24 protein-coding genes and 2 pseudogenes are annotated in these 22629 nt (G+C 57.1%); 24 read left to right on the top strand and 2 right to left on the bottom strand.

The genetic code is table 11. The features are described 5' to 3' along the window. Positions 1-371: 371 nt before the first annotated feature. Positions 372-1394 (top strand): LacI family DNA-binding transcriptional regulator, encoded by a 1023-nt coding sequence (locus ACYZT5_RS03910; protein ID WP_462049880.1) that lies wholly within the window; start codon positions 372-374, stop codon positions 1392-1394. A gap of 138 nt (positions 1395-1532) precedes the next feature. Here ACYZT5_RS03910 and ACYZT5_RS03905 read toward each other — a convergent pair whose 3' ends face one another. After that, positions 1533-2444: a sugar ABC transporter substrate-binding protein gene (locus ACYZT5_RS03905; protein WP_462049878.1), complete on the bottom strand. Its 912-nt coding sequence runs from the start codon at positions 2442-2444 to the stop codon at positions 1533-1535. Positions 2445-2979: 535 nt separating this feature from the next. On the opposite strand from ACYZT5_RS03905, the pseudogene ACYZT5_RS03900 reads away from it, so the two are divergent. The 13 genes and pseudogenes from ACYZT5_RS03900 to ACYZT5_RS03840 form a co-directional block, all read left to right on the top strand. Continuing rightward, a pseudogene (locus tag ACYZT5_RS03900) lies at positions 2980-3810 on the top strand (MCP four helix bundle domain-containing protein); the annotation flags it as partial. Positions 3811-3849: 39 nt separating this feature from the next. Next, entirely contained in the window at positions 3850-4638 is a 789-nt protein-coding gene (locus ACYZT5_RS03895; RefSeq protein ID WP_462052183.1) for a methyl-accepting chemotaxis protein, read from the top strand. A 1132-nt stretch (positions 4639-5770) separates the two neighbouring features. Further along, complete coding sequence (locus ACYZT5_RS03890) at positions 5771-6520, top strand: hypothetical protein (protein ID WP_462049877.1); 750 nt, start codon at positions 5771-5773, stop codon at positions 6518-6520. A gap of 112 nt (positions 6521-6632) precedes the next feature. Beyond that, entirely contained in the window at positions 6633-6863 is a 231-nt protein-coding gene (locus ACYZT5_RS03885) for an AlpA family transcriptional regulator (protein WP_462049876.1), read from the top strand. Positions 6864-6867: 4 nt separating this feature from the next. Beyond that, complete coding sequence (locus ACYZT5_RS03880) at positions 6868-7698, top strand: ParA family protein (protein WP_462049875.1); 831 nt, start codon at positions 6868-6870, stop codon at positions 7696-7698. Positions 7699-7780: 82 nt separating this feature from the next. After that, positions 7781-7990: a hypothetical protein gene (locus ACYZT5_RS03875; RefSeq protein WP_462049874.1), complete on the top strand. Its 210-nt coding sequence runs from the start codon at positions 7781-7783 to the stop codon at positions 7988-7990. Between the two features lie 12 nt (positions 7991-8002). After that, positions 8003-9589 carry a ParB family protein gene (locus ACYZT5_RS03870; RefSeq protein ID WP_462049873.1) on the top strand — a complete coding sequence of 529 codons (1587 nt, stop codon included), beginning with the start codon at positions 8003-8005 and terminating at the stop codon, positions 9587-9589. Beyond that, the gene (locus ACYZT5_RS03865; protein WP_462049872.1) at positions 9586-10134 is read left to right on the top strand and encodes a DUF2857 domain-containing protein; all 549 of its coding nucleotides are present in this window, start codon (positions 9586-9588) and stop codon (positions 10132-10134) included. Before ACYZT5_RS03870 ends, ACYZT5_RS03865 begins: the two co-directional genes overlap by 4 nt. Then, positions 10131-11321, top strand: a complete 1191-nt coding sequence (locus ACYZT5_RS03860) for an STY4528 family pathogenicity island replication protein (protein ID WP_462049871.1) — start codon at positions 10131-10133, stop codon at positions 11319-11321. The genes ACYZT5_RS03865 and ACYZT5_RS03860 overlap by 4 nt, the downstream gene beginning before the upstream one ends. 242 nt (positions 11322-11563) lie before the next feature. Continuing rightward, positions 11564-12316, top strand: coding sequence for a PFL_4669 family integrating conjugative element protein (locus tag ACYZT5_RS03855; protein ID WP_462049870.1), 753 nt, complete (start codon positions 11564-11566; stop codon positions 12314-12316). Continuing rightward, positions 12313-12831, top strand: coding sequence for a DUF3158 family protein (locus ACYZT5_RS03850; RefSeq protein WP_462049869.1), 519 nt, complete (start codon positions 12313-12315; stop codon positions 12829-12831). Before ACYZT5_RS03855 ends, ACYZT5_RS03850 begins: the two co-directional genes overlap by 4 nt. Continuing rightward, positions 12828-13298, top strand: a complete 471-nt coding sequence (locus ACYZT5_RS03845) for a single-stranded DNA-binding protein (RefSeq protein WP_462049868.1) — start codon at positions 12828-12830, stop codon at positions 13296-13298. Before ACYZT5_RS03850 ends, ACYZT5_RS03845 begins: the two co-directional genes overlap by 4 nt. 220 nt (positions 13299-13518) lie before the next feature. Beyond that, on the top strand, positions 13519-15486 hold the full coding sequence (locus tag ACYZT5_RS03840; RefSeq protein WP_462049866.1) for a DNA topoisomerase III: 1968 nt from the start codon (positions 13519-13521) through the stop codon (positions 15484-15486). A gap of 44 nt (positions 15487-15530) precedes the next feature. On the opposite strand, the gene ACYZT5_RS03835 is transcribed toward ACYZT5_RS03840, so the two are convergent. Beyond that, complete coding sequence (locus tag ACYZT5_RS03835) at positions 15531-15788, bottom strand: hypothetical protein (RefSeq protein WP_462049865.1); 258 nt, start codon at positions 15786-15788, stop codon at positions 15531-15533. A 208-nt stretch (positions 15789-15996) separates the two neighbouring features. On the opposite strand from ACYZT5_RS03835, the gene ACYZT5_RS03830 reads away from it, so the two are divergent. The 10 genes and pseudogenes from ACYZT5_RS03830 (at position 15997) to ACYZT5_RS03785 (ending at position 22629) form a co-directional block, all read left to right on the top strand. Continuing rightward, positions 15997-16338: a helix-turn-helix domain-containing protein gene (locus ACYZT5_RS03830; RefSeq protein ID WP_462049864.1), complete on the top strand. Its 342-nt coding sequence runs from the start codon at positions 15997-15999 to the stop codon at positions 16336-16338. 902 nt (positions 16339-17240) lie between these two features. Beyond that, on the top strand, positions 17241-17813 hold the full coding sequence (locus ACYZT5_RS03825) for an STY4534 family ICE replication protein (protein ID WP_462049863.1): 573 nt from the start codon (positions 17241-17243) through the stop codon (positions 17811-17813). An 80-nt stretch (positions 17814-17893) separates the two neighbouring features. Continuing rightward, the gene (locus ACYZT5_RS03820; RefSeq protein ID WP_462049862.1) at positions 17894-18151 is read left to right on the top strand and encodes a hypothetical protein; all 258 of its coding nucleotides are present in this window, start codon (positions 17894-17896) and stop codon (positions 18149-18151) included. A gap of 100 nt (positions 18152-18251) precedes the next feature. Continuing rightward, positions 18252-18742: pseudogene (gene radC / locus ACYZT5_RS03815) on the top strand (RadC family protein). Positions 18743-18794: 52 nt separating this feature from the next. Continuing rightward, positions 18795-19541 carry a DUF5983 family protein gene (locus ACYZT5_RS03810; RefSeq protein WP_462049861.1) on the top strand — a complete coding sequence of 249 codons (747 nt, stop codon included), beginning with the start codon at positions 18795-18797 and terminating at the stop codon, positions 19539-19541. A 106-nt stretch (positions 19542-19647) separates the two neighbouring features. Further along, positions 19648-20190 (top strand): PFGI-1 class ICE element type IV pilus protein PilL2, encoded by a 543-nt coding sequence (pilL2, locus tag ACYZT5_RS03805; protein ID WP_462049860.1) that lies wholly within the window; start codon positions 19648-19650, stop codon positions 20188-20190. Further along, the gene (locus ACYZT5_RS03800; protein ID WP_462049859.1) at positions 20187-20858 is read left to right on the top strand and encodes a chemotaxis protein; all 672 of its coding nucleotides are present in this window, start codon (positions 20187-20189) and stop codon (positions 20856-20858) included. The genes pilL2 and ACYZT5_RS03800 overlap by 4 nt, the downstream gene beginning before the upstream one ends. Positions 20859-20867: 9 nt before the next feature. Continuing rightward, positions 20868-21587 (top strand): TIGR03759 family integrating conjugative element protein, encoded by a 720-nt coding sequence (locus ACYZT5_RS03795; RefSeq protein ID WP_462049858.1) that lies wholly within the window; start codon positions 20868-20870, stop codon positions 21585-21587. After that, positions 21569-22117 carry a lysozyme family protein gene (locus ACYZT5_RS03790; protein WP_462049857.1) on the top strand — a complete coding sequence of 183 codons (549 nt, stop codon included), beginning with the start codon at positions 21569-21571 and terminating at the stop codon, positions 22115-22117. Before ACYZT5_RS03795 ends, ACYZT5_RS03790 begins: the two co-directional genes overlap by 19 nt. Next, positions 22114-22629: an integrating conjugative element protein gene (locus ACYZT5_RS03785; RefSeq protein ID WP_462049856.1), complete on the top strand. Its 516-nt coding sequence runs from the start codon at positions 22114-22116 to the stop codon at positions 22627-22629. The genes ACYZT5_RS03790 and ACYZT5_RS03785 overlap by 4 nt, the downstream gene beginning before the upstream one ends.

Below are 22629 nucleotides of genomic sequence, written 5' to 3'. Positions count from 1 at the left end.
TTGCCGCCTTGCGTGAACAATAGGGAAAATGGAACGAGCGCAGCCCTGCTACCAACCCGACTGCAGGCAACCAGAAGCCACCGGCGTCACGAATGACAGCGGCCTGTTTGAACCGGTTCTGCGAGGGCTGAATCGAGAGAAATCGCGAAGCAATAGCGCTGCGAATGCGCAATGGCGGCACAGAGAGAGAATGGGGGCGAACGGTGGAGCGGGAGTGGCAAGCGCCATGCTGGACCTCATTCATATATCATCTTGCGGCTGGCATTGATGGCGCCAGTTGAAATGATATATTTATATCTTTTTGTGATTGTTTTTGAGAGACTCAACTCAGATTATCGGAGAATTTTTTGATGTCAAGGATCACACCCACAATGTCAGACGTTGCACGCGAGGCGGGTGTGGCGATCGCGACCGTTGACCGTGTATTAAATAAAAGGGCGCCGGTGCGTTCTGGCACCGAAAAGAAAGTGCTGGAAGCCGCGAAAAGACTGGGCTTCGCTTTGGGGAAACTCAAAAGCCTGGATGACATCTATCAAGAGCATGATAGATCTCACATCAAGAAAATTGCATTTGTTCTTTTGCGCAGCTCTTCACCTTTTTATCAGATGCTTGCAACCGCCCTCACATCGATGAGCATTTCAGTACCCGGAGTCCGCGGAGACTCCGAGGTATTCTTTCTCGACGATCGACCTCCAACCCAAGTCGCCGAAACCTTGCTGGAGCTAGGCGAGCGCTTCGACGCCATCGCCCTGGTGAGCGTTGATCATCCCGCCATCAACCAAGCGATCGACACCCTCTACGGACGCGGCATTCCGGTCTACGCCCTGATCACCGACCTTACCGCGACCCATCGCGCCGGCTATATAGGCCTGGACAACCGCAAGGCCGGACGCACTGCCGCCTGGGCAGTGGCAGGCCTGAGCCGGCGTCCTGGCAAGATCGGCATGCTGATAGGCGATCATCGCTTCCTTTGCCAGGAACTATGCGAAATCAGCTTCCGCTCCTACATCCGGGAGCACTGCAATGATTTTCAGGTACTGGAGCCGCGCCTGGTTTACGAGGATGCCCAGCGCGCCGCAGAAGCGACCCATGCTCTACTTGCCGAGCACCCAGATCTGGTAGGCCTGTACGTCAGCGGCGGGGGAATGGAGGGCGTGGTGGAGGCACTCAAGGAGAGTGGCCGTGCGCGCGAGATCGTTGTGGTCTGCCATGAACTGACCGAAGTCACCCGCAGCGCACTGGTCGAAGGCGTCGTGGATGTAGCCCTGTCCATCCGTTGCGAACAGCTGGCACGCACACTGATGGAAACAATGACGCGCGCTGCGGACTCCCGACAAAATGGATCAGCATCCCTCCTGCTGCCCTTCGACATCATCAGCGCAGAGAACATCTAAGAGCCCTCTAACCACTGAACTGACCTAAGAAGGCCAAACACCATTGAAGGACTGGAATCGCGCTTGATCGAAGAAATTCGAATCCCGCTGCATAGCCTGGACCAGGCTCTCACGCACCGATGCTCGCGAGTTGGATACCTACTGACGCTGAAACTCTGCGTAATTTTCCCGGGTGATCAGTTGGGTCGGCACCCACAGATCGCCTTGCAGCTCCTGATGATTGACCAGCTTTAACGCAGCGTCGAGAGAGCCCGCGCCGATTGCCACCGGATCGCGGAAGACACTGACAGTCAGCTGGCCTTTCTTCAGCGCGAGCAAGCCATCCGACGTGCCGTCAATACCGCCAACCAAGATGTCGTCAGACCCCGCCTGGCGCATTGCCATGGCAGCGCCGATACCCATTTCGTCGTTGTTGGCGGCCACCGCATCAATGCGCTGGCCCTTGGTCAGCCATTCGTTCATCAGGTCCATGCCTTTTTCCCGCTGCCAGTCGCCGGACTGCTCTTCGACGATATTGATCTGCGGGTACTTGGCCAGTACATCCTTGACCCCGCTGGTGCGCTTGCCGGTGTCGCTATGTGTGAGGCGCCCGAGAATGACCGCAAGGTTACCTTTGCCACCCATTTTTTCGGCCAGGTACTGCATTTGCATCCGGCCGATGGCGCGCTCGTCGGTGCCGACGAACACTACTCCGGCTGGCAAGATGTCTACTTCCGGACGGCTGTTCATATAGACCAGTGGAATACCTGCGGCTATGACCTTCTCGCTGATCTGGCGGGTGGCGGCGGTATCCGCCGGATTGACGATGATGGCATCGACCTTCTGGCTGATAAAGCTTTCGACCTGGCTCAGTTGCCGCACCACGTCGCTGCCGGAGTCTTCCACTTGCAGGCTGATACCCCCCGGGACTTGTTTTGCGCGGTCCTGCATGGCTTTCACCAAGTAGGAAATGTAGTTGTCGAACTGGCCCACTGTCACGCCAATGCGCAGTTCGGCGTGAGCGGAAACGGACAGCAGCAGTGCGCATAGGCAGCCGAGAAAACGCCTCATGTCATGTGATCCTTTTTATTGTGGGAGACGGGAGAAGCCGGAACGATGGGTTCTGAAACTCAGATTAATGGAATAAATATTCCATATCAATCACCAATAGAATTTTTTATCTCAAGTGCGGTCTCATCTCACCCCCCGCAAACGACTACGCGTTTTAGACCGGCATCGCATCTTGTGTAACCAACGCCCCCGGCTACTGAATCACTTGCCCTGCCAGCCTCAGGCCTTCGGCAGCCGCCTGTTACGGGGCCTCCGTGTAAACGGGTGGCTAGTCACCCGCATTGAACGAATCGCCGGCAACGGTGGTATCAATCACCTCTACGAGCGGCGACCCGCCTGTTAGCGAGATTGGCACTAACCAGTGTTAGAGCCGACCTGGCGCTTTGGCAATAAAACTTGGCGGAATCAATAGTGCCGCTGCGACACCCCATGCATACAATCACCGCCTCAGAAAAGGGCGCCCACTTAAGTCGCGGGACCACGCGCCTTGCCACTTGTGATCAGCCTTCTCTTCAAAAAAGCGCAGCTAACTGTAATGGTGAAACCAGTTGTCGGCCTGAACTTAGCACGCTCGTGGCTAGCCAATACCGCGGGTAATTGCCAACGCCTCAACAATCCGTCAGAACTGGAAGGCGAAAAAACCATGAATCTTAGAACAATAAACGTCGCTCCAAGGGTCGCGGTATTTTTCTCTCTTATCGTTTTGGTGGTTTTCGCGCTGGGGAGTGTTGCTGCACTGCAAATGGGTAAGCTCCGTGAGTCCGAGCAGGACGTCGAAACAAAGTGGATAGCGAGCATCCGCCAGACAGATCTCATGAACGCGGGCGCTTTGCGCCTGCGCCTGGAAAGCTTGCGAGCCACCTCCACGCCGGACCCGCAACTGAGACAGAACACAGTGGCCGTATTCAGCGGTTATCGCGGCACCTTCTTTGATGCTGTCAGTCGTTATGAACCCCTAATTACGGACGAAGGCGAGCGTGCGCTGTACTTGGCCCTGCGAGCCACGGCTGATGCTTATGCCAAGCAACTGGACACACTCGAACCGCTGCTTCGTTCTGGTGACAACGCCGCCGCAGTGACTCTGATCAACACCAACATTCGCCCCTTGACCAACACATTGGAGGGCCAGATAAGTAAGCTCGCGGCCTATAACGATCAAGGGGTTAAGGATGCTGGTATCTATGCTTCTGCTGTTTACTCCAACGCCAAGAAGCTAGTGATCGGACTGGTGGCCATCACCGTATTGCTCACCATGGTGCTGGCCATTCTGCTGACCCGCAGCATCACCGCCCCGATCATTGACGCATTGGCGGTGGCTGAGCGCATCGCCTCCAGTGACCTTTCCAGAGAAATACAACTCAGCGGTCGCGATGAGGCTGGGCGCCTGCTCAGCGCATTGGCGAAGATGCAGGCGAACCTGCGTGAAACGATCGCGCACATTGCCAACACCTCCACTCGGCTGGCCTCGGCGTCGGGAGAAATGACCATCGAGATTGAAGAAGCCAGCAGAGGACTGATCGAGCAGAACGACGAAGTCAATCTGGCTGCCACCGCCATGACCGAGATGAGCGCGGCGGTGGATGAGGTCGCTCGGAACGCCGAAGCCGCTTCTCAAACCTCCCGAAAATCCCAGGAATTTACCCGCACCGGCATTGAAAACCTGGCCCAGACTTTGAAGGCCATCGAAGGGCTTGCCAGTAACGTGGCCAACACCGGCGAACAGGTCAAGGCGTTGTCAACCAGGGCGCAGGGCATCAGCAAAGTGGTAGAGGTAATTCGCGCCATTGCGGAACAGACCAATCTGCTCGCGCTCAACGCGGCGATCGAGGCGGCACGAGCTGGTGAGCAAGGGCGCGGGTTCGCGGTGGTGGCCGACGAGGTGAGAGCGCTCGCGCATCGGACCCAACAGTCGACTCAGGAAATCGAACAGATGATCATCGCGATTCAAAGCGACTCAGCGCAGGCCGTGAGTGCAATGAGCATGAGTGCCGACATGGCGAGCAATTCCATCGTTGTTGCGCAGAATGCGGACGTTTCGCTCACGCAGATCGCTGAGGCCATCACCCAGATCAACGAGCGGAACTTGTTGATCGCCACCGCTTCCGAGGAGCAGGCGCAGGTGGCCCATGAAGTCGATCGGAACCTGACGAGCATTCGGGAGTTCTCTACACAGTGCGCAGCGGGGGCCAGTTAAACGGCCATCGCTTGTGGCGAAATGTCCAATTTGGCGATCAATCTGAATCGACTTGTAGGACGCTTCAAAGTTTAACTATATGAACCATGGAGGAGAGGGTTTATGTGGCTGCCAGGGCCGAATCAAGGGCTCTGGTCAGCCGCTCGCTGACGATTAGGCGATTTGCCACTCTCTTCGCTCGGGGCAGAACCGGCCGAGAAATGCTGTCGACAGGGCTCTCTGTATACGGTATCTGGCATGGTAGATATAAATCTCGAACTAAAACCAAGCCATATGGCTGACTTGAACAATATCTTGGCCAACTTGTGCAATGACATCGAGTCACTAGCTGGGTATCGTAAGCTCGATCGTGCGGTTATCCGTTCGGCTAGGCCGAGCGTCACAATAGTGAACTGGGTGCCTTCGTCAAGGCCTCGATCCACATCGAACCAAGTACTGCCAATGCCTGGCGACCAGAGCATTTGCAATCGTGTATAAAAAGCTCTGGGGTTACCCCCATTTTCATGACCGCGACGAAGGAAGAGACACTGGCATTGACACGGAAACTTTTGGCAGGCAAACCCGAGAAAATCCGGAAACTCTAGTTCCGTAGCCTGGAATTCAGGGCTGGCAATGTGACGAGGTGATAAGCAGCGTTGACGACGTTCTGCACGGATCGCGCGTACGATCATTGCTTTCGTCAGAACCTACTATCCCGACATGGAGCTGCGTCACCTTCACTGTTTCGCGTGTTCGCTGAAGAACTGCATCTCACCCGTATGGACATCACGGCGGAGAACATTGTCGAGCGCATCACATTACGCACGATGCAGAACGTCCGCGCCATTTAAGACTAACAGCGTGCGAGTCGTGCCATTGATGAATGGACGCTTCATTGAGCAGATTGTCCAGGTGGAATTCGCGACCAGTTGATATCGATGTCACGATGATCGATACCTTCGGTAAAACTCTTGGAAAAAACCTTTCGACCCTGACCAGCAATCTGGAGCGTCAATTAGCTAAACTTGGTGCCCTCTGAATAAGTAATGTCAATTCAGACACAGCATGAATGCTCCATACATGAATGCTCCATACATGAAGGCTTCATGTAATTAGTTTTTGGGAGGCCGGATGTCTAAGGAGGCTTTTCAGCATGTATGCAACCCAAAGCTGTAATCCTTACGCCAAGGTATTTTATCGTCCCGTCGATGCAGCAATACGTTGGTGCAACCTAATGGCCTACGAAACGCAAATTCTTGAGGTGACCTGGCGCTCCCTCACCACGCTCGGATCTGCCTTTCCACAATGGCCGTGTCTACATGCCAACATCGAGAAAATTTTCGACGCCATCCAACATGGAGAACTACCCTACGGCTGCCTAGGTATACCGGTCGCCATTGGGACTCACATCGATTGCCTCCAGGTAACCATCTGCCATACTGACCTCAAACTTTGGATGTCACGCTTCCACCCTGAACAAAGACCAGCTTTTCTTTTCGAACAATCATCGGACCAGCATGGAGCTATTAGCATCGGTACCTATCTGGCCTTACAAGCCGACCGCGATGCCTTGCAGCTACAGGTAAAGAGTATAGAAACAGCCTATCAACAACTGTTGAATGAACTTGAAGCTGTCGGGCTGGAAAAGGAAAGCATCCATCATCTGCTCAACACCAATAGCAAGGTCAGCGACCGGAGCGAAAACGCTTACCTCCACATCATCGGCGCAATGGTCAGTCTGTTTCTAAGTCACTCTCCCTCGGGGAAACCTCATTCTGTTTTCCAATCCCAAGCCGCCATTGTCGACGCACTGACCGCTCACCATAAAAACCTGTCTGGCATTTCCAAGCGCACCCTGGATGAGAAATTCGCCGCCGCCAAGCGCAGCCTCTCCAAGCGCTGAGTCGTATTGCGCTGCAATCGCCCCAATTGCAGTGCAATGACTCTCTCCCGTTTCTGCTATTCAATTCAGGTCATTTCCCACCACGCGCCAATCGGCGCCAGGAGTGACCAGCATGTTCAACCAACCCTCCCCCATCGCTGAAGCACCTCTACCACCGGTCGAACGTCACATCATGCGGCGTGACGAGGTGGAGCGTAAAACCGGCTTCAAGCGTGCGCACATCTACAACTTGATGAAGGAAGGCAAATTCCCTCAAGCCAAACGCATTGGACTGCGCGCGGTCGGCTGGGATTCGTTGGAGATCGAGCGGTGGGTCGTTGAACGCTTAGGTCAGCAGGCCTGATGTCATGCGTGTGGTATCGTTGGTTTCCACCAAGGGCGGCGTGGGCAAAACAACGGTGGCCGCCAACCTTGGCGGTCTTCTGGCAGATGCTGGTCTGCGAGTTCTGCTGCTGGACCTGGATAGCCAGCCCACTCTCTCAAGCTATTACGCATTGAGCCACGAGGCCATCGCTGGTGCGTACGAGTTCATTGCGCTCAACCTGACAGATCCTGCGCAGATAATTTCCACAACCACGGTTGTTGGTCTCGACCTGATCCTATCCAACGATGATCGAGGCCGACTGAGCACCTTGTTGCTGCATGCCCCTGATGGGCGACTGCGTCTGCGCAATTTGCTCGACAATTTCCGCCCCAGTTATGATCTGCTTTTGATCGACACCCAAGGCGCACGCAGCGTGCTGCTGGAGATGGCCATCCTGGCCTCTGATCTCGCCCTCTCTCCCATCACGCCGGAAATGCTCGCCGCCCGCGAACTGCACCGCGGCACCTTGAAGCTGCTCAGTGAGCTCGAACCGTTCCGCCACTTGGGCATTACACCGCCTCCCTTGCGACTGCTGCTGAACCAGGTAAATAGCATCCGGGTGGACACGCGAATGATCATCCGCGGCCTGCGCGAGACCTTCGCTGGGGCTACCAACATCTCGGTTCTAGACACCGTAGTTCCAGACCGAGTGGCGTATCTCAATGCCGCCTCCCTTGGCCTGCCGGTCCACCGAATCGAGACTCGCCAGTCATCGCCATCTGCGTTGGAAACCATGCAAGCGCTGGCCATCGAACTGTTTCCGGAATGGCGCGAAGCGATCTCTACGGTGAGCAGGTGCGCGGAGGTTCAATGAGACGAATCACCAAGCCGGCATTTTTCATCAAATCATTTTTTATCGACCTTGATGCCAACAGCGTTTGGCAAGGAGTCTTTTGATGTTGGATCAACCTCCCATCATCGTTCAACCATCCATTCGACCACACCACCCACCTTGCGAGAAGTACTGCACCGTGGTCTTTCGCCTGCAGGGTGGGGGCTCGGCCATGGGGTGGTTCCTCGCAGAACTCTCCCGACATTTCGAAGGTTCGGGGACTGCCGAGATCGTCAAGTTCGAGGTCGGTGACCATTTGCGCAACCGGCGTTAACTGAGGCTGTTCATGAAAAAGCTCAATCAGGAGGAGATTAACGACAAGCTGCACCAAGACCACTTCCCTCGAGGTCCAGAACTGGAGCGGCTGTCCGATCCACTCATCGACACGCCTATGCTGGTCACTCTGGAGCAGTTGCGGCCCTACGAACACAACCCGCGTTTCATCCGTAATCCGCTGTACAACGATATCAAAGCCTCGATCCGCGAACGCGGGCTGGATCAACCACCGCCGATTACCCGCCGCCCGGGAGAAACCTATTTCATCATCCGTAACGGCGGTAATACTCGCTTGGCGATTCTCGGCGAGCTGTGGCAAGAAACCCGCGACGAGCGTTTCTTTCGCATTCATTGCCTGTTCCGGCCTTGGACCAGTGAAATCACTGCCCTCCTCGGCCATCTGGCCGAAAGCGATCTGCACGGCCAGCTCACCTTCATTGAACGTGCGCTGGCGGTAGCCAATCTCAAAACCATGCTCGAAGCAGATGGAGCGGTGCTCTCGCAACGCGAGCTGGCACGACGTCTTGCCGCTGGGGGCTATCCCATTTCGCAATCGCACATCAGCCGGATGCTCGACACCCTAGAACACCTACTGCCCGCCATTCCACAAACCCTGTATGCCGGATTGGGTAAGACCCAGATCGAACGCCTGATTGGTCTGCGTAGCCAAGCCGAGCGAACTTGGAACCGTTATCCAACCGCCACCGTTGCGTTCACCGAATTTTGGCTCGAGGCCCTGGGCGACTTCGATGCCGAACCCGAGTCCTTCGATCTTGAGCAAATCCAGGATGAACTGCTCGAACGCATGAGCCGCTTACTCGGACAGTCCTACCGTATGTTGGCCTTGGAACTGAGCGATACCCAACATGTCATCTCGCCGCCTGGCATTGTGGTCAGCACGCCCTCGAAGAACGGCCATCTCCCGAACGTTGATGAAGCCGCGGTTAAGTCTCCCTCCTCCGGGTCTCAACCCAAATCAGCTGAGACCAGAACCCAGACCGAAACAGCTCAGGAAGAACTGCCCACACCACCCGAAACGAATGTCGTATCAGCAGTCAGCCCTCCGTCACGTGTCCAACAGATTCGCGAACAGATTGATCGCGACACAGCCACTCAAGTAACACCGACCGTCGAAACCTGCACGATCGACGACATCTGGAGCATCACACCAGCACTGGATACCCCCGAACAATTACGCTCAGCCATTGCCGGGCTGGCTCGGGAAATGGCGGCAAATGCCGGACATCCTGAGAGCATTATCGATCAGAAGCTTGGCTTGGGCTTCGCCCTGAACATCGAGCGACTTGATCTTGCAGCGCCTCGCGCGACCGGCGTTCACCTACTGCTCCTGGCCCTATTGCGCGCTCAAGACGACGTGAACTGGGAGGATCGCCAGCAACTGCCCTCAGCCCTGTTCGGCCAGCTGTTGCTGGGTATCTATCAACTCCCTCTGACAGATCGTCCCGCCGTGGACGTAGGACTGGAGCGACTGCCCGACAGTCTGTTAATCAAATTGTATCGCCTGATCCGCCTGGCCCGTCGCCTGATCGACTTAACGCTTTCCCCTGAAAACGACTCACCGAAGGGGCTGCCATGAACCTATCCTTCAATGTGCTCAACCACGCCATGCTGACTCAGGTGCTGCATGAGCTGCGCCTGGGTAATCTGCAACGCTGCAAGGCACTCGGCCTGGGGGAGGATGACATCTACCTGTTGCAATCCTTACCGCCCACCACCCTGTCGCGCTTGGCCCATGCCACCGTACCCTGGGTTGAGGTCAAGATTGACTCGCCGGTACTGCATCGGTTGATCGAGCAAGCCGAACGCGACGAGCAAAATGAGCGCTTGATCAACCGAGCGCTCAAGCTCGGCGCCAGCAGTACCATCATGTATCAGTGCTTCGGCTTGGCGCATTCGGAAACCGCCCTGCGCCGACGTCTGCTCAAGATCGAAACCCGTAAAGGCCGCCCTCAGCATTTGAGCGAAGCACAGGAACATGCGCTCTGGCAGCGATGGTGCCAGCTACGCACTCAAGACGGTACCGAGGATCAGCTCGACGCCATGATGATGCTGGCCGAAGAGCAACAGATCAGCTTGACCATCGTTTGGCAGCAGATCGACCATTACAGCAACGGAACATGAACACCACTCCTCCCAGTCGCTGGCAGCGTGTCCTGCAGCAATGCACCCAGCAGCTGAATGAGCGCTGGCCCGCACGCCCTACCACTGAACCACCCTCTAACCAGGCTCTGCAGGCTGGCTTTCTGTTCAGTGGCCAATCACACGAAGTCGTGCCGCGTCGCCTGCTGTTGGATAATCGGCTGACGCCATTGGAACGGAATGCCTGGCAGGTGTTTCGACTCATGCTGCAAGGTCAGGGTGTGGTGACGCCGCGCTATGAGGATTTGCAGCCTTACCTTTCGAGCGTGCCCTATGGTGCGCTAGCCTCCCGTGAAACCATTGCTCGCGTCTTGACGATGCTAAGGCTGACGCGCTGGCTCAGCTTGGTGAGTCGCGGACGCGATCAGCTCAGCGGGCGCCTACAAGGCTCTCTATACGTCCTGCACGATGAGCCGTTAACCCCCGCCGAAGCCATGGAACTGGATCAGGATTACCTGGAGCTGGTCGGACATTGCCTCAGCCATAACACCAAGGCTGTGCGTATTGTCGCCCAGCACGTTCTGGAGGAAGTCCGCCAAGATACGAATATCGATCGGGATCGGTTACCGACGCGACTCGACAGCTGGGGAGATCACTGGACGCAGCAAGGATTGGACCAGGCAACCGATGACGCTTTACACGATTCCGAACTAGGGGAAGATCACCTAGTTCGGAATCGTGTAGGCCCTCGTTCGGAATCCGAACCAGGCTTGAACGCCAGTGTTTCCGGCACCGTTCGGAATCCGAACGCCGCCTGTACTGTATTAAAAGAAAGTATTTGTACTGTACCGCGCGCGACCCCAGCGGTGGATAACCTGCAATGGCCCGATCCGCTGCACCTGAGTCCAAGTGAGCGTCAAGCTATCGCCGTGGCGCTGAACAAGCTCTATCCAGCGGATCGTCAGGCGGTGCTCAACGAAGCGGGGGCACGCTGTGCGGCAGGAAGTGTCCGCAAGCCAGCGGCGTATCTGATGGCCCTAATCCAGCGCGCACTGAAAGGAGACTTCCGTCCTTGGGCAGGTCAGACAGAGCCCCCACCCGTTGCAGAACCGCTCCCAACAGCACCGTCACGCCCACCCCGAAAACAGGGCGAACCCGCTTCCGCCCTCGCCCAAGCGTGCCTGAATGAGCTACGTCAACTGCGCGGAAAACGCTCTGGACGTCAGTAGATTTGATGCCAGTGGCATCAAATCCACTGAATTCTACTGTGAGACCGCGTAGAGCCGGTCTTGAGCAATCCGAGCGATACGGCCATCGCCATCCCTGGAAATGATGCCACTGACATCACTCGCGAACGTCTCCGGAATTAATCCTCTCAAACCAAACCGAACAGACCGCATTCAGCTTTTTGGCTGCCCTTGACGATTATCCGTCGCAATGATCTTGCCCAAGATTATGCGAGGACAACACCGTGGCCGATCACTATCAACTCAACCTGGGTTCATTGCGTAGCAGCATCACCCTGACCCTGCACACTCACCACGCCGCTCGGATCTGGCAAGGTCGCACCGCACGCGACGGTGTCCACGCGATCATGGGCATGGCCGGCTACATCAGTGTCACCAACCTGATCAAACAAACCGCGGCCCAGGACGATCCCTATGCCGACTGGGCCATCGTGCAACTCGAAGAAAAACTGATGCAGGCCAAAGCTGGGATGCTGGAACTGACCCAACAGCTGGATCGGATTAGACAGGACCTGCCGACACAGATCGACATGGGCGACAACCTCAACATCCACCCCGTCACCTTGCCGCTGTACATCGGCAGCCAGCTGGGTTTTCTGGCGGTCTACCTGCTGACCGACTACGACACCCTGGTGCGCCGGACCCTATTGGCCCACCACACCGCCCTGATCGGCCGAATTGACATGGAAGCCTGGATCGACGACGGTGCCCATTTGCTGCGCAGCCTGTTCGGCCAGGCACAGCGCTATCGGCATGCCGGCGTCACCCGTGATGACATCGCGGCGAACAACGCCCGTGCCCTGACGGCCATCGCTAAAATGGGTTTGCCCCCCATGGACATCCTAGAGGGTCATCGTCGCTCCCAGTTCGCACCGCCGATCATTCGTCGTGGTGCGGTAGCGGTGGATGACCCTGACGCGTTGGCAGAGGAAGCCAGATCATCTGCGGCAGTGGATGAGCCCGAGGACGAAGCATGAATCCCATGCTCCCGGCTCAACCAACGCCCTTCGAAACGTTGACACCGGATGCCTATCGACAGCTCGAACACGCTACCTCCCTAAAAGGCCTTTTAAAGCCCTTTAAGGGTAAGGGGGAGTTGGAGCACCTGGCGCAGGTGGCGAGGGAAATCGAGGCGCAGTTATGCCACCTGATGGAGGCTGTGGTGCAGCAAGCCGGACAGCCCCCTTACTCACTGCTGGACATTCGATTGGTGCTGCAGAACACCAGCGCTGGCAGCACCTTTTTGCGTTGGCGCACCCGTGACTTCACCCGCATGGGGGTTGCGGTTTGGGAACGCCAGGTGAGCAACAAAGTCCTGCCGCTGGCCGTACACGAGGGATTGCACCGTTTCGAATGCAACCGCATTGCACTGAACCTGCAGATGAGCGTGGTGCATTCGCTTTACCGCCAGGCCACCACCTGCGCGATCAAAATGGCCAGTGCCGAACGGTTACTGCGCCAACTCACAACCGCAGTGGAGGTATCACGATGAGTACTTTTTTTGTCGGCGAAGGCAATATCGGCAGTGCGCCAGAGTTCCAGGAATTCCCGTCAGGCAATGACGAGCCACGGCGTTTGCTACGGCTGAATGTGTACTTCGACAACCCCGTGCCGCGCGAGGGCAGCTATGAAGATCGAGGCGGCTATTGGGCGCCGGTTGAGCTTTGGCACCGCGAGGCTGAACACTGGAGCACGCTGTACCAGAAAGGCATGCGCGTGTTGGTCGAAGGCCGCACCGTGCGCGATGAGTGGGAGGACAGCGAAGACAATGCGCGGGTGACCTTCAAGATCGAGGCCCGTCGAGTCGGCATCCTACCTCACCGGGTATACAGTGTGGTAATGCGGGAACGCTCCAGTGAACCGGCGGCATCTGCGACACACGTCGGGCAAAATACAGAGCAGGCCAGTTCAGCTACGTCCAAACCCAGAAAGCGCAAAGGACAGCCATCTCCGGACTGACTTCAGGCATAAAAATTGCGCCTTTGCGCGGAGTTGCTGGGTTGTTATTACTCGCTGCTCGTGAAAACCCACCCTGTTGCCCTCGCTACAGCAAGGTAGCAGGCCCGCGCATTCAAGGCTGCCATATGGACTAATATGAGGAACCTGCCATTCAGGTTTCTCCTATCTCGCAACGGCTGTTTCCAACAACGCTGCTCCGAACTCAATCCGGAGTAGTTCTATGCACCTCTTCCTCTGCGAGAAACCTTCCCAAGGTCGTGACATCGCCAAGGTTCTCGGAGCCACTCGGCGCGGTAATGGTTGCCTGATCGGTACCGATTCAACCATCACCTGGTGTATCGGCCATCTGCTCGAGACAGCCCCACCTGAAGCCTATGGCGATCAGTACAAATCCTGGTCGTTAGATCAACTACCGATCATTCCCACGCAGTGGCAGGTCGAGGTCAAACCCAAGACCGCCGCACAATTCAAAATCATCAAGCGCCTGCTCAGTGAAGCCACCACCGTCGTTATCGCGACCGACGCCGACCGCGAAGGTGAAATGATTGCCCGCGAGTTACTGGAGCTCTGCAAGTATCGAGGTCACGTGCAGCGTCTCTGGTTATCCGCACTCAACGAGGCGTCGATTCGCAAAGCATTGTCCTTGCTGAAGTCTGGTCAGGAGACCTTCTCGCTCTACCACTCGGCCCTCGCCCGCAGCCGCGCCGACTGGCTGATCGGCATGAACCTCAGTCGCTTGTTTACCCTCCTCGGTCGGCAGGCGGGTTACGACGGCGTATTGTCGGTTGGACGCGTCCAGACACCCACTCTACGCCTGGTGGTGGATCGGGATCGCGCGATTGCCAGCTTCGTCTCGGTGCCCTACTGGGACGTGGATGTGCACCTGTCCTCCATGGGGCACCCATTCATCGCCTCGTGGTTACCACCCAGCTCAGGACAAGATGAGGCCGGTCGTTGCCTGCAACAGGCGCTTGCCAGTCAGACCGTCCAAGCGATCTCTAGCAGTAAGACCGCCACAGTGCTCTTGCTGCAGACTGAGCATTTCCGCGAAGCGCCGCCCCTGCCCTTCGACCTGAGCACACTGCAAGAAGTCTGCTCTCGCAAGCTGGGACTCGGCGCTCAGGAAACCCTGAACACCGCCCAAGCCCTGTATGAAACCCACAAAGCCACCACCTATCCGCGCAGCAATTGTCGTTACTTACCGGAGAGTATGATCGACGAGGTACCCGCAGTACTCGATGCCCTGCTCAAAACAGATCCCGCACTGCGGCCCGCACTGGGAGGACTCGATCGATCATTGCGCTCACGGGCATGGAACGATGCCAAGGTCTCCGCGCACCACGGCATCATCCCCACCACCGAGCCGGCAAACCTGGTGCGGATGTCCGAACAAGAACGCCAAGTCTACGAACTGATTCGTAGTCACTACCTCGCGCAGTTTCTTCCGCATCATGAGTTTGATCGAACCCAAGTCGAACTGGAGTGTGGCGAAGAACGATTGACCGCTGTTGGCAAACAGATCCTGGTCCAGGGCTGGAAAGGCTTACTCTCCGAAAACGTCGAGGAGTATCAGCCCAGTCAAAAGCCCCAAGTCTTACCAGTCTTGCAACAGGGTACTCAGTGCGCAGTGGACGACGTCGAACTCAAGTCCATGCGCACCGCCGCTCCCAAACCTCTTACCGAGGGCGATCTAATCAAAGCGATGAAAAATGTGGCCAAGCTGGTCAACGACCCACGCCTGAAACAGAAACTGCGAGACACCACCGGAATCGGTACCGAAGCCACGCGGGCCGGCATCATCAAGGGGTTGATTGATCGTGGTTATTTGCTGAAGAAAAAACGCGCCTTAATGGCCTCTGCTGCGGCCCATACCCTGATTGAAGCGGTTCCCGCTGCAATCGCAGATCCAGGTATGACCGCGATCTGGGAACAGGCCCTGGACGAAATCGAAGCGGGACGCCTGTCTCTGGATTCGTTCGTCGCCAAGCAGGCGAGTTGGATTGCACAATTGGTCGAACACTGCGGAACGCTCACCTTGGCGGTACCGGTCGAAGCCGGTCCAGCCTGCCCCATATGCAATGCCTCAACACTCAGACGAAAGGGGAAATCAGGGCCGTTTTGGTCGTGCTCCCACTACCCAGACTGCAAAGGCACTGTGCCCATCAGAAAAGATGCGCGTCGCCCATGACGCGCCATTGACGATCAACATGAATATTGGAGGCGATGTACTGGTCAGTGCATCATCAACGGCGGCTGCCCCCTCTCTAAGTCGCTTATCGGTTGTCCGATTTCACGGGCCAAGGCGATGCCTGTCGAAATCCATATCTGCCCTAGTTCGTTGAACGCTTTCAAGTGTGCAGGATTTTCGTTGAGCCAATGAACAAGGCTGTCGAAGTGTTCGGGGTTATCCGGGCAATCATGGATCTTGATGAACAGCTCCAGTGTTCGATCCCAGATCAGATCCATGACGTTCTCGCTCTCATCTTCCATGCTCAACCATTCCTCAGCTTGGCCCTATCAGACCGTTCATTCTCACTGGCCATCCTGGACTCTGATCCTGGAGGAACAGAACCCACGTCGCATTACTCAGCTATTTCAGCCAATATAACAACCTTAAAAGTCGATACTCAACCTTTAAGGATGTTCATGTCAACGGGTCTTTGCTCAACCATTCGGGTTGAACTGGAGAACTCATCACTTGGCACATAAACATCCAACCCAAGCCCAAATCGGGCGCATGATCGCGAAACATCGCACCGAGCGTAATCTGACCCAGGAAGAGGTGGCTGAACGCTTGGGGATCGGCAGCGAAGCCATTTCGCGCCTGGAGCGGGGTGTGGTGGAGCTTTCCGTGGTCAAGCTGATGCAACTGGCGGACATTTTCGACTGCCGGATGGATGAACTGCTGACGGAATCGAGCAATCGCCCCAATGACCAGAGCCAGAGGATCGCCGGCCTAATGAGCGGACTGAAAGAAAGTGACCGCGCCTTTATTCTGGCTACCGTCGAACAGTTGGCTGCTCATCTCGGCAGTAAGTAACTTCTTTCATTGCGCTCAATGCGGGGTCTTATGAGGATCACCCACTGGCTTGACGTAGTCCCACCCTCTCTGCTGTAGTGCCTCAGGATCATCGCCAACGGCGACCCAAGACCGATTCGCTCCGGGTAGCTCGGTCGGACTCCTTGAGTTCGGAGCCCTCTCTTCTGCGGAATTTCATTCCCGTTTTGTGCTCGACCTGATCGTGGTGGCGGATGACCACTGTTGCCTCTGCCAGGCAATAGCGGTCATCCGCTACGGCGATCGTATTCAGCCCCGGAGCCCACCGGGGAAACACTGGGCACCCTTTGTGCGCGGATGCGTGCCAGCATGTTTCGACCCAGGCCACGACAAGGGTCGGTTGGCGAATCATGGCGCAGTTAAACCAAGTTTTGCGAGGAGCTTGTTGACTGCGTAAGACCGCCAAAGGTGGCTTTTCTCTTCCTCGCCTGGCACCCCGCCAGGCCCCCTCTTCACTTTCTTCAGTCCAGTGACTATCACTATATTCCAGCCATAAAAAATCGGGTTGCAGCGTCTTGACGCTCCCCTGTGACAGTCTTATACAAAGGGCGTGGTTCGCTGTCGTTGACAGCCCAGCCCAGGTAGCCAGAACCTTCAAGGCTACGCCACGTTTGTGGTGGTTTACCCAAGTGCGATCAGCGTTCGGAAGCTCGCGCGGTTACCGCTTCAGCGGTAATGAATGCCCACTCCCCCATGCCTGCGAACCACCACCGCAGACCTTTCTCTGCTGCACCGCTATTCCTCCAGACGCATTGTTCTGAACGTCATCGGCTTGCCGGTGGCGAGTAGTCCATCGCTCACCTTCACCTCACCCACCCTGACGGGGGCTCACTTTCCCGTCAGGGATTGCGCGTCGCCGTTTCCCTTGAAACAGGAGAACCACCATGGCCCACGCCAACCATTCCCAAGAAGCGACCACTTACTTCAACCTGCACACCGTCGGTATCGGCTACCTCAACCGTGTTCGTGAAGTACAAGTCCGCCGCGGCCAGCCATTCATGGCCTGCGATATCGCAGCCCTGCACGGTGCCACCGATGCGGTGGAGTACACCCGCTTCGACTGCAAAGTCGCTGGGGGCGAAGCTGAACGCTTAATTCGTCTCTATATGGACGCCGTCAACGCCGAGAAAAAGGTCTTGTTGTCGTTCCGTATCGGCGATCTCTGGATCGATCCATTTCTCTACGAGAAAGGCGAGAAACAAGGCCAACCGGGCGCCAGCCTGAAAGGTCGTTTGTTGTTCATCGACTGGATCAAGGTCAACGGCACGTTCGAGTACAAAGCGCCCGCCAGGCAGGAAGCAACAGCACCTGCTGAGCAAGCGCCGATCAATGAACCCTCTCCAACGTCGGTTGATGCCGAAGCTGAGGAGACCGAAAACCCAACAGAGGCTCGGGTCGAACCTGAATCTCCACCTGCTCCCCGCACGGCCCGCCGTGATGCCACCCGTACCGTTTAGTCCGCCTGAACAGTCCACGATGTTCCACATCAAGGCGCTCCCTCGAGCGCCTTTTCTTCAATCAGCACAGGAGAACCAGCATGGAATCCTTCTGGCTTTGCGACGACTGTCTGTTCGCTGCTGCTTACGAGGACTACGGCTCGTTATCGCTCTACTACACGACCGATGAAATCGAGAAACGCATCGCCGGTATTAATCGTGGACTGGTCCGGTTAATGCCCATCAGTGCCGACTTCGATCCCGAAGCCGGCAGGGGAATAAAAGCCTTTTCCCCATTGCCCTGCGACGGTTGTGGTTCACACCTACACGGTCAACGCCATCGATTTACTCGGCTGTAAACAGCGCGCCATCTGCTAACACCCGCGACTCTCTATCCACCTCGGGGACACCACTCCCCTAGGGCGTGTACCCCTGATTGTTCCCTTCGGAGGTACCACCATGAGCACCCAACTCGTACGGATTGAAACTCCAGATTTCGAGGCTGATCGTATCGTCCTAGAAAACCAGCTGATCGACGAAGCGCTGCATATTCTGGATCGTCGGCTGTTCACCCGCGGCCCTATCCTGACCTCCCCTGACACCGTAGCTGCTTACCTAAAACTGCAGCTTGCACAACAAGAGCATGAAGTCTTCGGTGTGATTTTTCTCGATGCCAAGCACCGGGTGCTGGCGTTCGAAGTCCTCTTTCACGGCAGCATTGATGGGGCCAGCGTTTACCCCCGCCAAGTCGTTAAGCGTTCCCTCGCGCATAACGCTGCGGCCGCCATTTTTGTTCACAACCACCCCTCAGGTTGTACGGAACCCAGCCAGGCGGATCGCGTCTTGACCGCACGGTTGAAGCCTTGGCCTTGATCGAAGTACGCGTACTGGATCACTTCATCGTGGGCGAAGGTCGCCCGCTCTCCCTTGCCGAACATGGCTGGCTTTAACCCTCACAGGCGCCTTCGGGCGCCTTGTTAATTTTCATCTTGGAGAACTCTCATGAACCCCGCCCCCGAAGCCCCAGCCCTGCGTACGGCATCAAACCCGTTTGCTCGCGGTTACGACAACCTTCATATCGAACGGCTTTTACTGATCACCTACGAAAACGACTGCCCTCCCTGCTTTCGACCTGTGCACGACTCACAGGCCCATCTGTGCGACGATGAGCTGCAGCTGTTCCCCTGCCTGTTCAATGACGATTTCGCCTTGATCAGCGAAGGCCAATCCATTCCGGATGAGTTGGATGAACGCTGCCAGTCAACCGGGCTAGTGCGCCAAGTGATCTACGCCGTGATTGGCGAAATGTTCAATGAGCGGCATCACGTCGGCGACCTGTACTCCCTGGAAGAAGCCCAAGCCATGGTCCATCGCTTGGTCTTCGAAACGGGACACTACAGTCGAGCCTGGGAGATCAGTACCGCACACCTCACTGAAGAAGCGATGTTCTATCTGGAAGGGTGGATCAGTAACTCCGCTCCGAGGCAAACCGGCCTTTTGTTTGAGCTTTTCGCATTGCCGGATTGCTGCGGTATCGGTTGCAAGCTGATCGGCACACCATGGACGGACGACAACTTTATGAACATTGAGGGCAAGCCTTACTCAAGCCTGAGACAAGAGCAGTTCGACGCTGGCACGCCGGAAGCCTTGATCAACGCACTGTATCTGGCGGCATTGGCGGATGTGCGATTGTTGATCTTCGACCCCGACGCTTCCGCCGTGGATGGGCTAACCATTTTTGATGAATAGCAACGCGTTCAGCGTTAACACGACCCGCCTTGAATCAACTTTCTCACTGAATCGCTCCTTCACCTCATGTCAGGTTCTGCACTGAATCTGACATGAGGTTTTTTACATGGAGCGTTTTTTCACGCCTGTCTGCCTGCTGGGTTTGTTGAGCGCCTGCACCGCGCAAATCCCCAACCCATTGCCGACCAATCAAGAGATCGACAGTGGCTCCAATCGGGCACAGCTCTCGAGGGGCACAGCCGAAGGAAACCATCCGGCAGAACTCCGCTATGGCCGCTATACGCTGGTCAGCACCGAGCCCACCACGGAACAACGCGATCTTCTCGCCCAAATTATCGACGTGAGTATCCCGTCCAACCTGAATCCTTCGGTACAGGAGGTGATGCACTACGTGCTGCAGCGCTCAGGTTATTCGCTCTGTCCTGCCGCTGAGCCAGTGAAGGTGCTTTTTACCCGGCCTCTGCCCGCAGCCCATTACCGGCTCGGCCCGATCTCTTTGCGCCGCGCGCTGCAAGTGCTCGCTGGCCCAGCCTGGCAACTCACGACCGACGAAGTCAGCCGTTCGGTCTGCTTCGAACAGCAGAAAACGGAGGCCGGCGTCGCGCTGATCACACCAGTCTCGCCCCATCTGTTGGAGGCACGTCCATGAAAGCCTCGACGTTTCAAACCCTCATCATTGGGCTGCTTTGCTTGGCGGTCGCCGGCCTGAGCGGTGGTTTGTATAACAAGTATCAACGCGTGGCCGAACTACAGAGCACGAACACGCAATACCAACAAACCCTGGACACCCTGCAACGTGATTCAAGCGCCCTCAAGGATGCACAGGAAAAACTGCAGTACGCGCTGAAAGACCTGAAGCAAATGGTCGATTCCGGTGAGCAACAGGCCAATACCCTCGATCCGATGTTGGATCAATGGGCACAAGAGATACAGGAACTGCGCGATGGTCTGGCAGCCCGCTCCACCGCGGCAGACATGACTGCGCTACGTGCACGCCTTGAACAGGTCGAGCAGCAGCTCCTGGACCTCAGGACAAAGCCATCCTCCCCACCACCGACGCCTTCCGCGACCAAACCGAAAAAGACCGCTCGCCCCAAGCCCGCCCTGCTCTCGCCGCCGTTCTCAGTGTTGAGTGTCGAGTCCCGCGGTGGCGAGCGTTTTCTGGCAGTCGCACCTCATGACAGTCGCTCTCTCACGGATGTCCGGCTGCTACATAGCGGCGAGCAGCTCGGGGCCTGGCACCTAAAAGTACTGGAGCCGAACTCAGCCATCTTCGCGGTGGACGCTCAGCCAGACCAGACCGTGAAACTCCCTTGAGAAGCGATCATGAACAGAGCGCTACTGCCCGCCGTCGTCTGTCTCGTTTCTCTATTGACCACGGGCGCAGCGATGGGCAACCCCGTCCCTACACAGTCACGGATCCAGGACACGCAGTCCGTTCCCCTGGGGCGCTCGCACTCTGAGCAGGCTGCGAGCTGGGGTCTGACGGAGCAGGAGTGGACGCGCTTCGAACAGATCCAAGCCGGCCCGCGCGGTTTCTGGAGCCCGAGCCTCGATCCGTTGACTGCACTCGGGGTCGAGGCCCAGACCGACCAAGAGCGCCAGCGCTATGCCGAATTACAGGTAGCACTGGAAGCCAAACGCGCCGAGCGCGAGTTGGCCTACCAAAACGCTTACACCGCGGCCTGGGCCAAGCTGTTTCCCGGGCTGCTGCCGATCCAGGGCATGGCATCCCCGTCCCCTGCCAGCTCATCGGTCGTGCCACGCCCGGCCCTGTTTGTGGAGGACCACTGTCCAGCGTGCACCGCCGAAGCACAGCGCCTGCAAAGCAGTGATAAGGCGTTCGATATCTACCTGGTGGGCAGCCAAGGCGAGGACGACCGCGTCCGTAACTGGGCCCGGCAAGCAGACATCGATTCGGCCAAGGTTCAGCGCCGGCAGATTACCCTGAATCATGACCGTGGTCGCTGGTTCAGCCTAGGTGCCCCGGGGCCATTGCCTGCCACATTCCAACAGGTGAATGGACAATGGCAACGCCTCGACTGAGTGTTATTGCGCTCCTGCTGACGGTGCTCGCCGTCCAGGCTGACCAACTTCCGCCTCCTGCCTACCAACTGGCCGCGCATGAGGCCGATATCCCTTCTACGGTGCTGTTCGCGATTGCCTTGCAGGAGAGTGGTATCCGCGTCCGTGGTCGACTGCTGCCCTGGCCTTGGACCCTGAACATCGCCGGAACACCCTACCGCTTCGCCACTCACCAGGCCGCCTGCCACGCCTTGCTCCAGGTGCTCGCCCGACATGACGCCAAGCGGGTCGATGTCGGACTCGGGCAAACCAACCTGGGTTACCACGGACAACGTTTTTCCAGCCCCTGCGAAGCCCTAGACCCCTACCGAAATCTCGCGGTGACCGCCGCACTGTTGCAGGAGCATCACGCCGTCACCGGTGATTGGGTGTCAGCTGCCGGCCGCTATCACCGCCCGGCAGGAGGAACGCCGGCCGCGCGTTACCGCGCCGGCTTTTCCCGGCAACTCGAACGACTGATGGTATCCTTTAAACAGGGCACACCACCATGAAGCGAATACTTCTTGCCAGTAATTGCATCCTACTTTTGACAACTTTTACCCAGCTGCAATTGGCCGTAGCCGGGGATCAGCCTAGCGACTACGCCCGACCCCATTTTCAAGCTGCCAGGCCGTCAATAAACAACAGAACCCAGCCTGATCGGGCCATGCATGCGGACCTGTCCACGTTTGCCGATGAAGCCTGGACACTGCCCGTCCGCAGCTCACTCCTAAGCCCAGGCCAGATCATTCCTCGCGCCCTGAACATGCCGGGCTTGCGGCCATTTTTCCTGGTCGGTGAGGATCCCCAATCACTGGCTTGGTTGCGTCAACGCGCAGCTGAACTGCAGAAAATGGGTGCCGCCGGCCTCGCCATCGAAGTGGCCGATACCGAAGCTTTGGCCCGGATTCGAGCAGCCGCTCCGGGCATCACCATTCTGCCGGTCAACGGCAACGACATCGCCACCCGCCTGCAGATCGAGCACTACCCCGTCTTGATCACCGCCACCTCACTGGAACAGTGA

The organism is Pseudomonas sp. LB3P14 (assembly GCF_054898045.1).
Note: the sequence above shows the minus strand (reverse complement) of the source record. Positions and strands in the feature narration are given on the sequence as shown.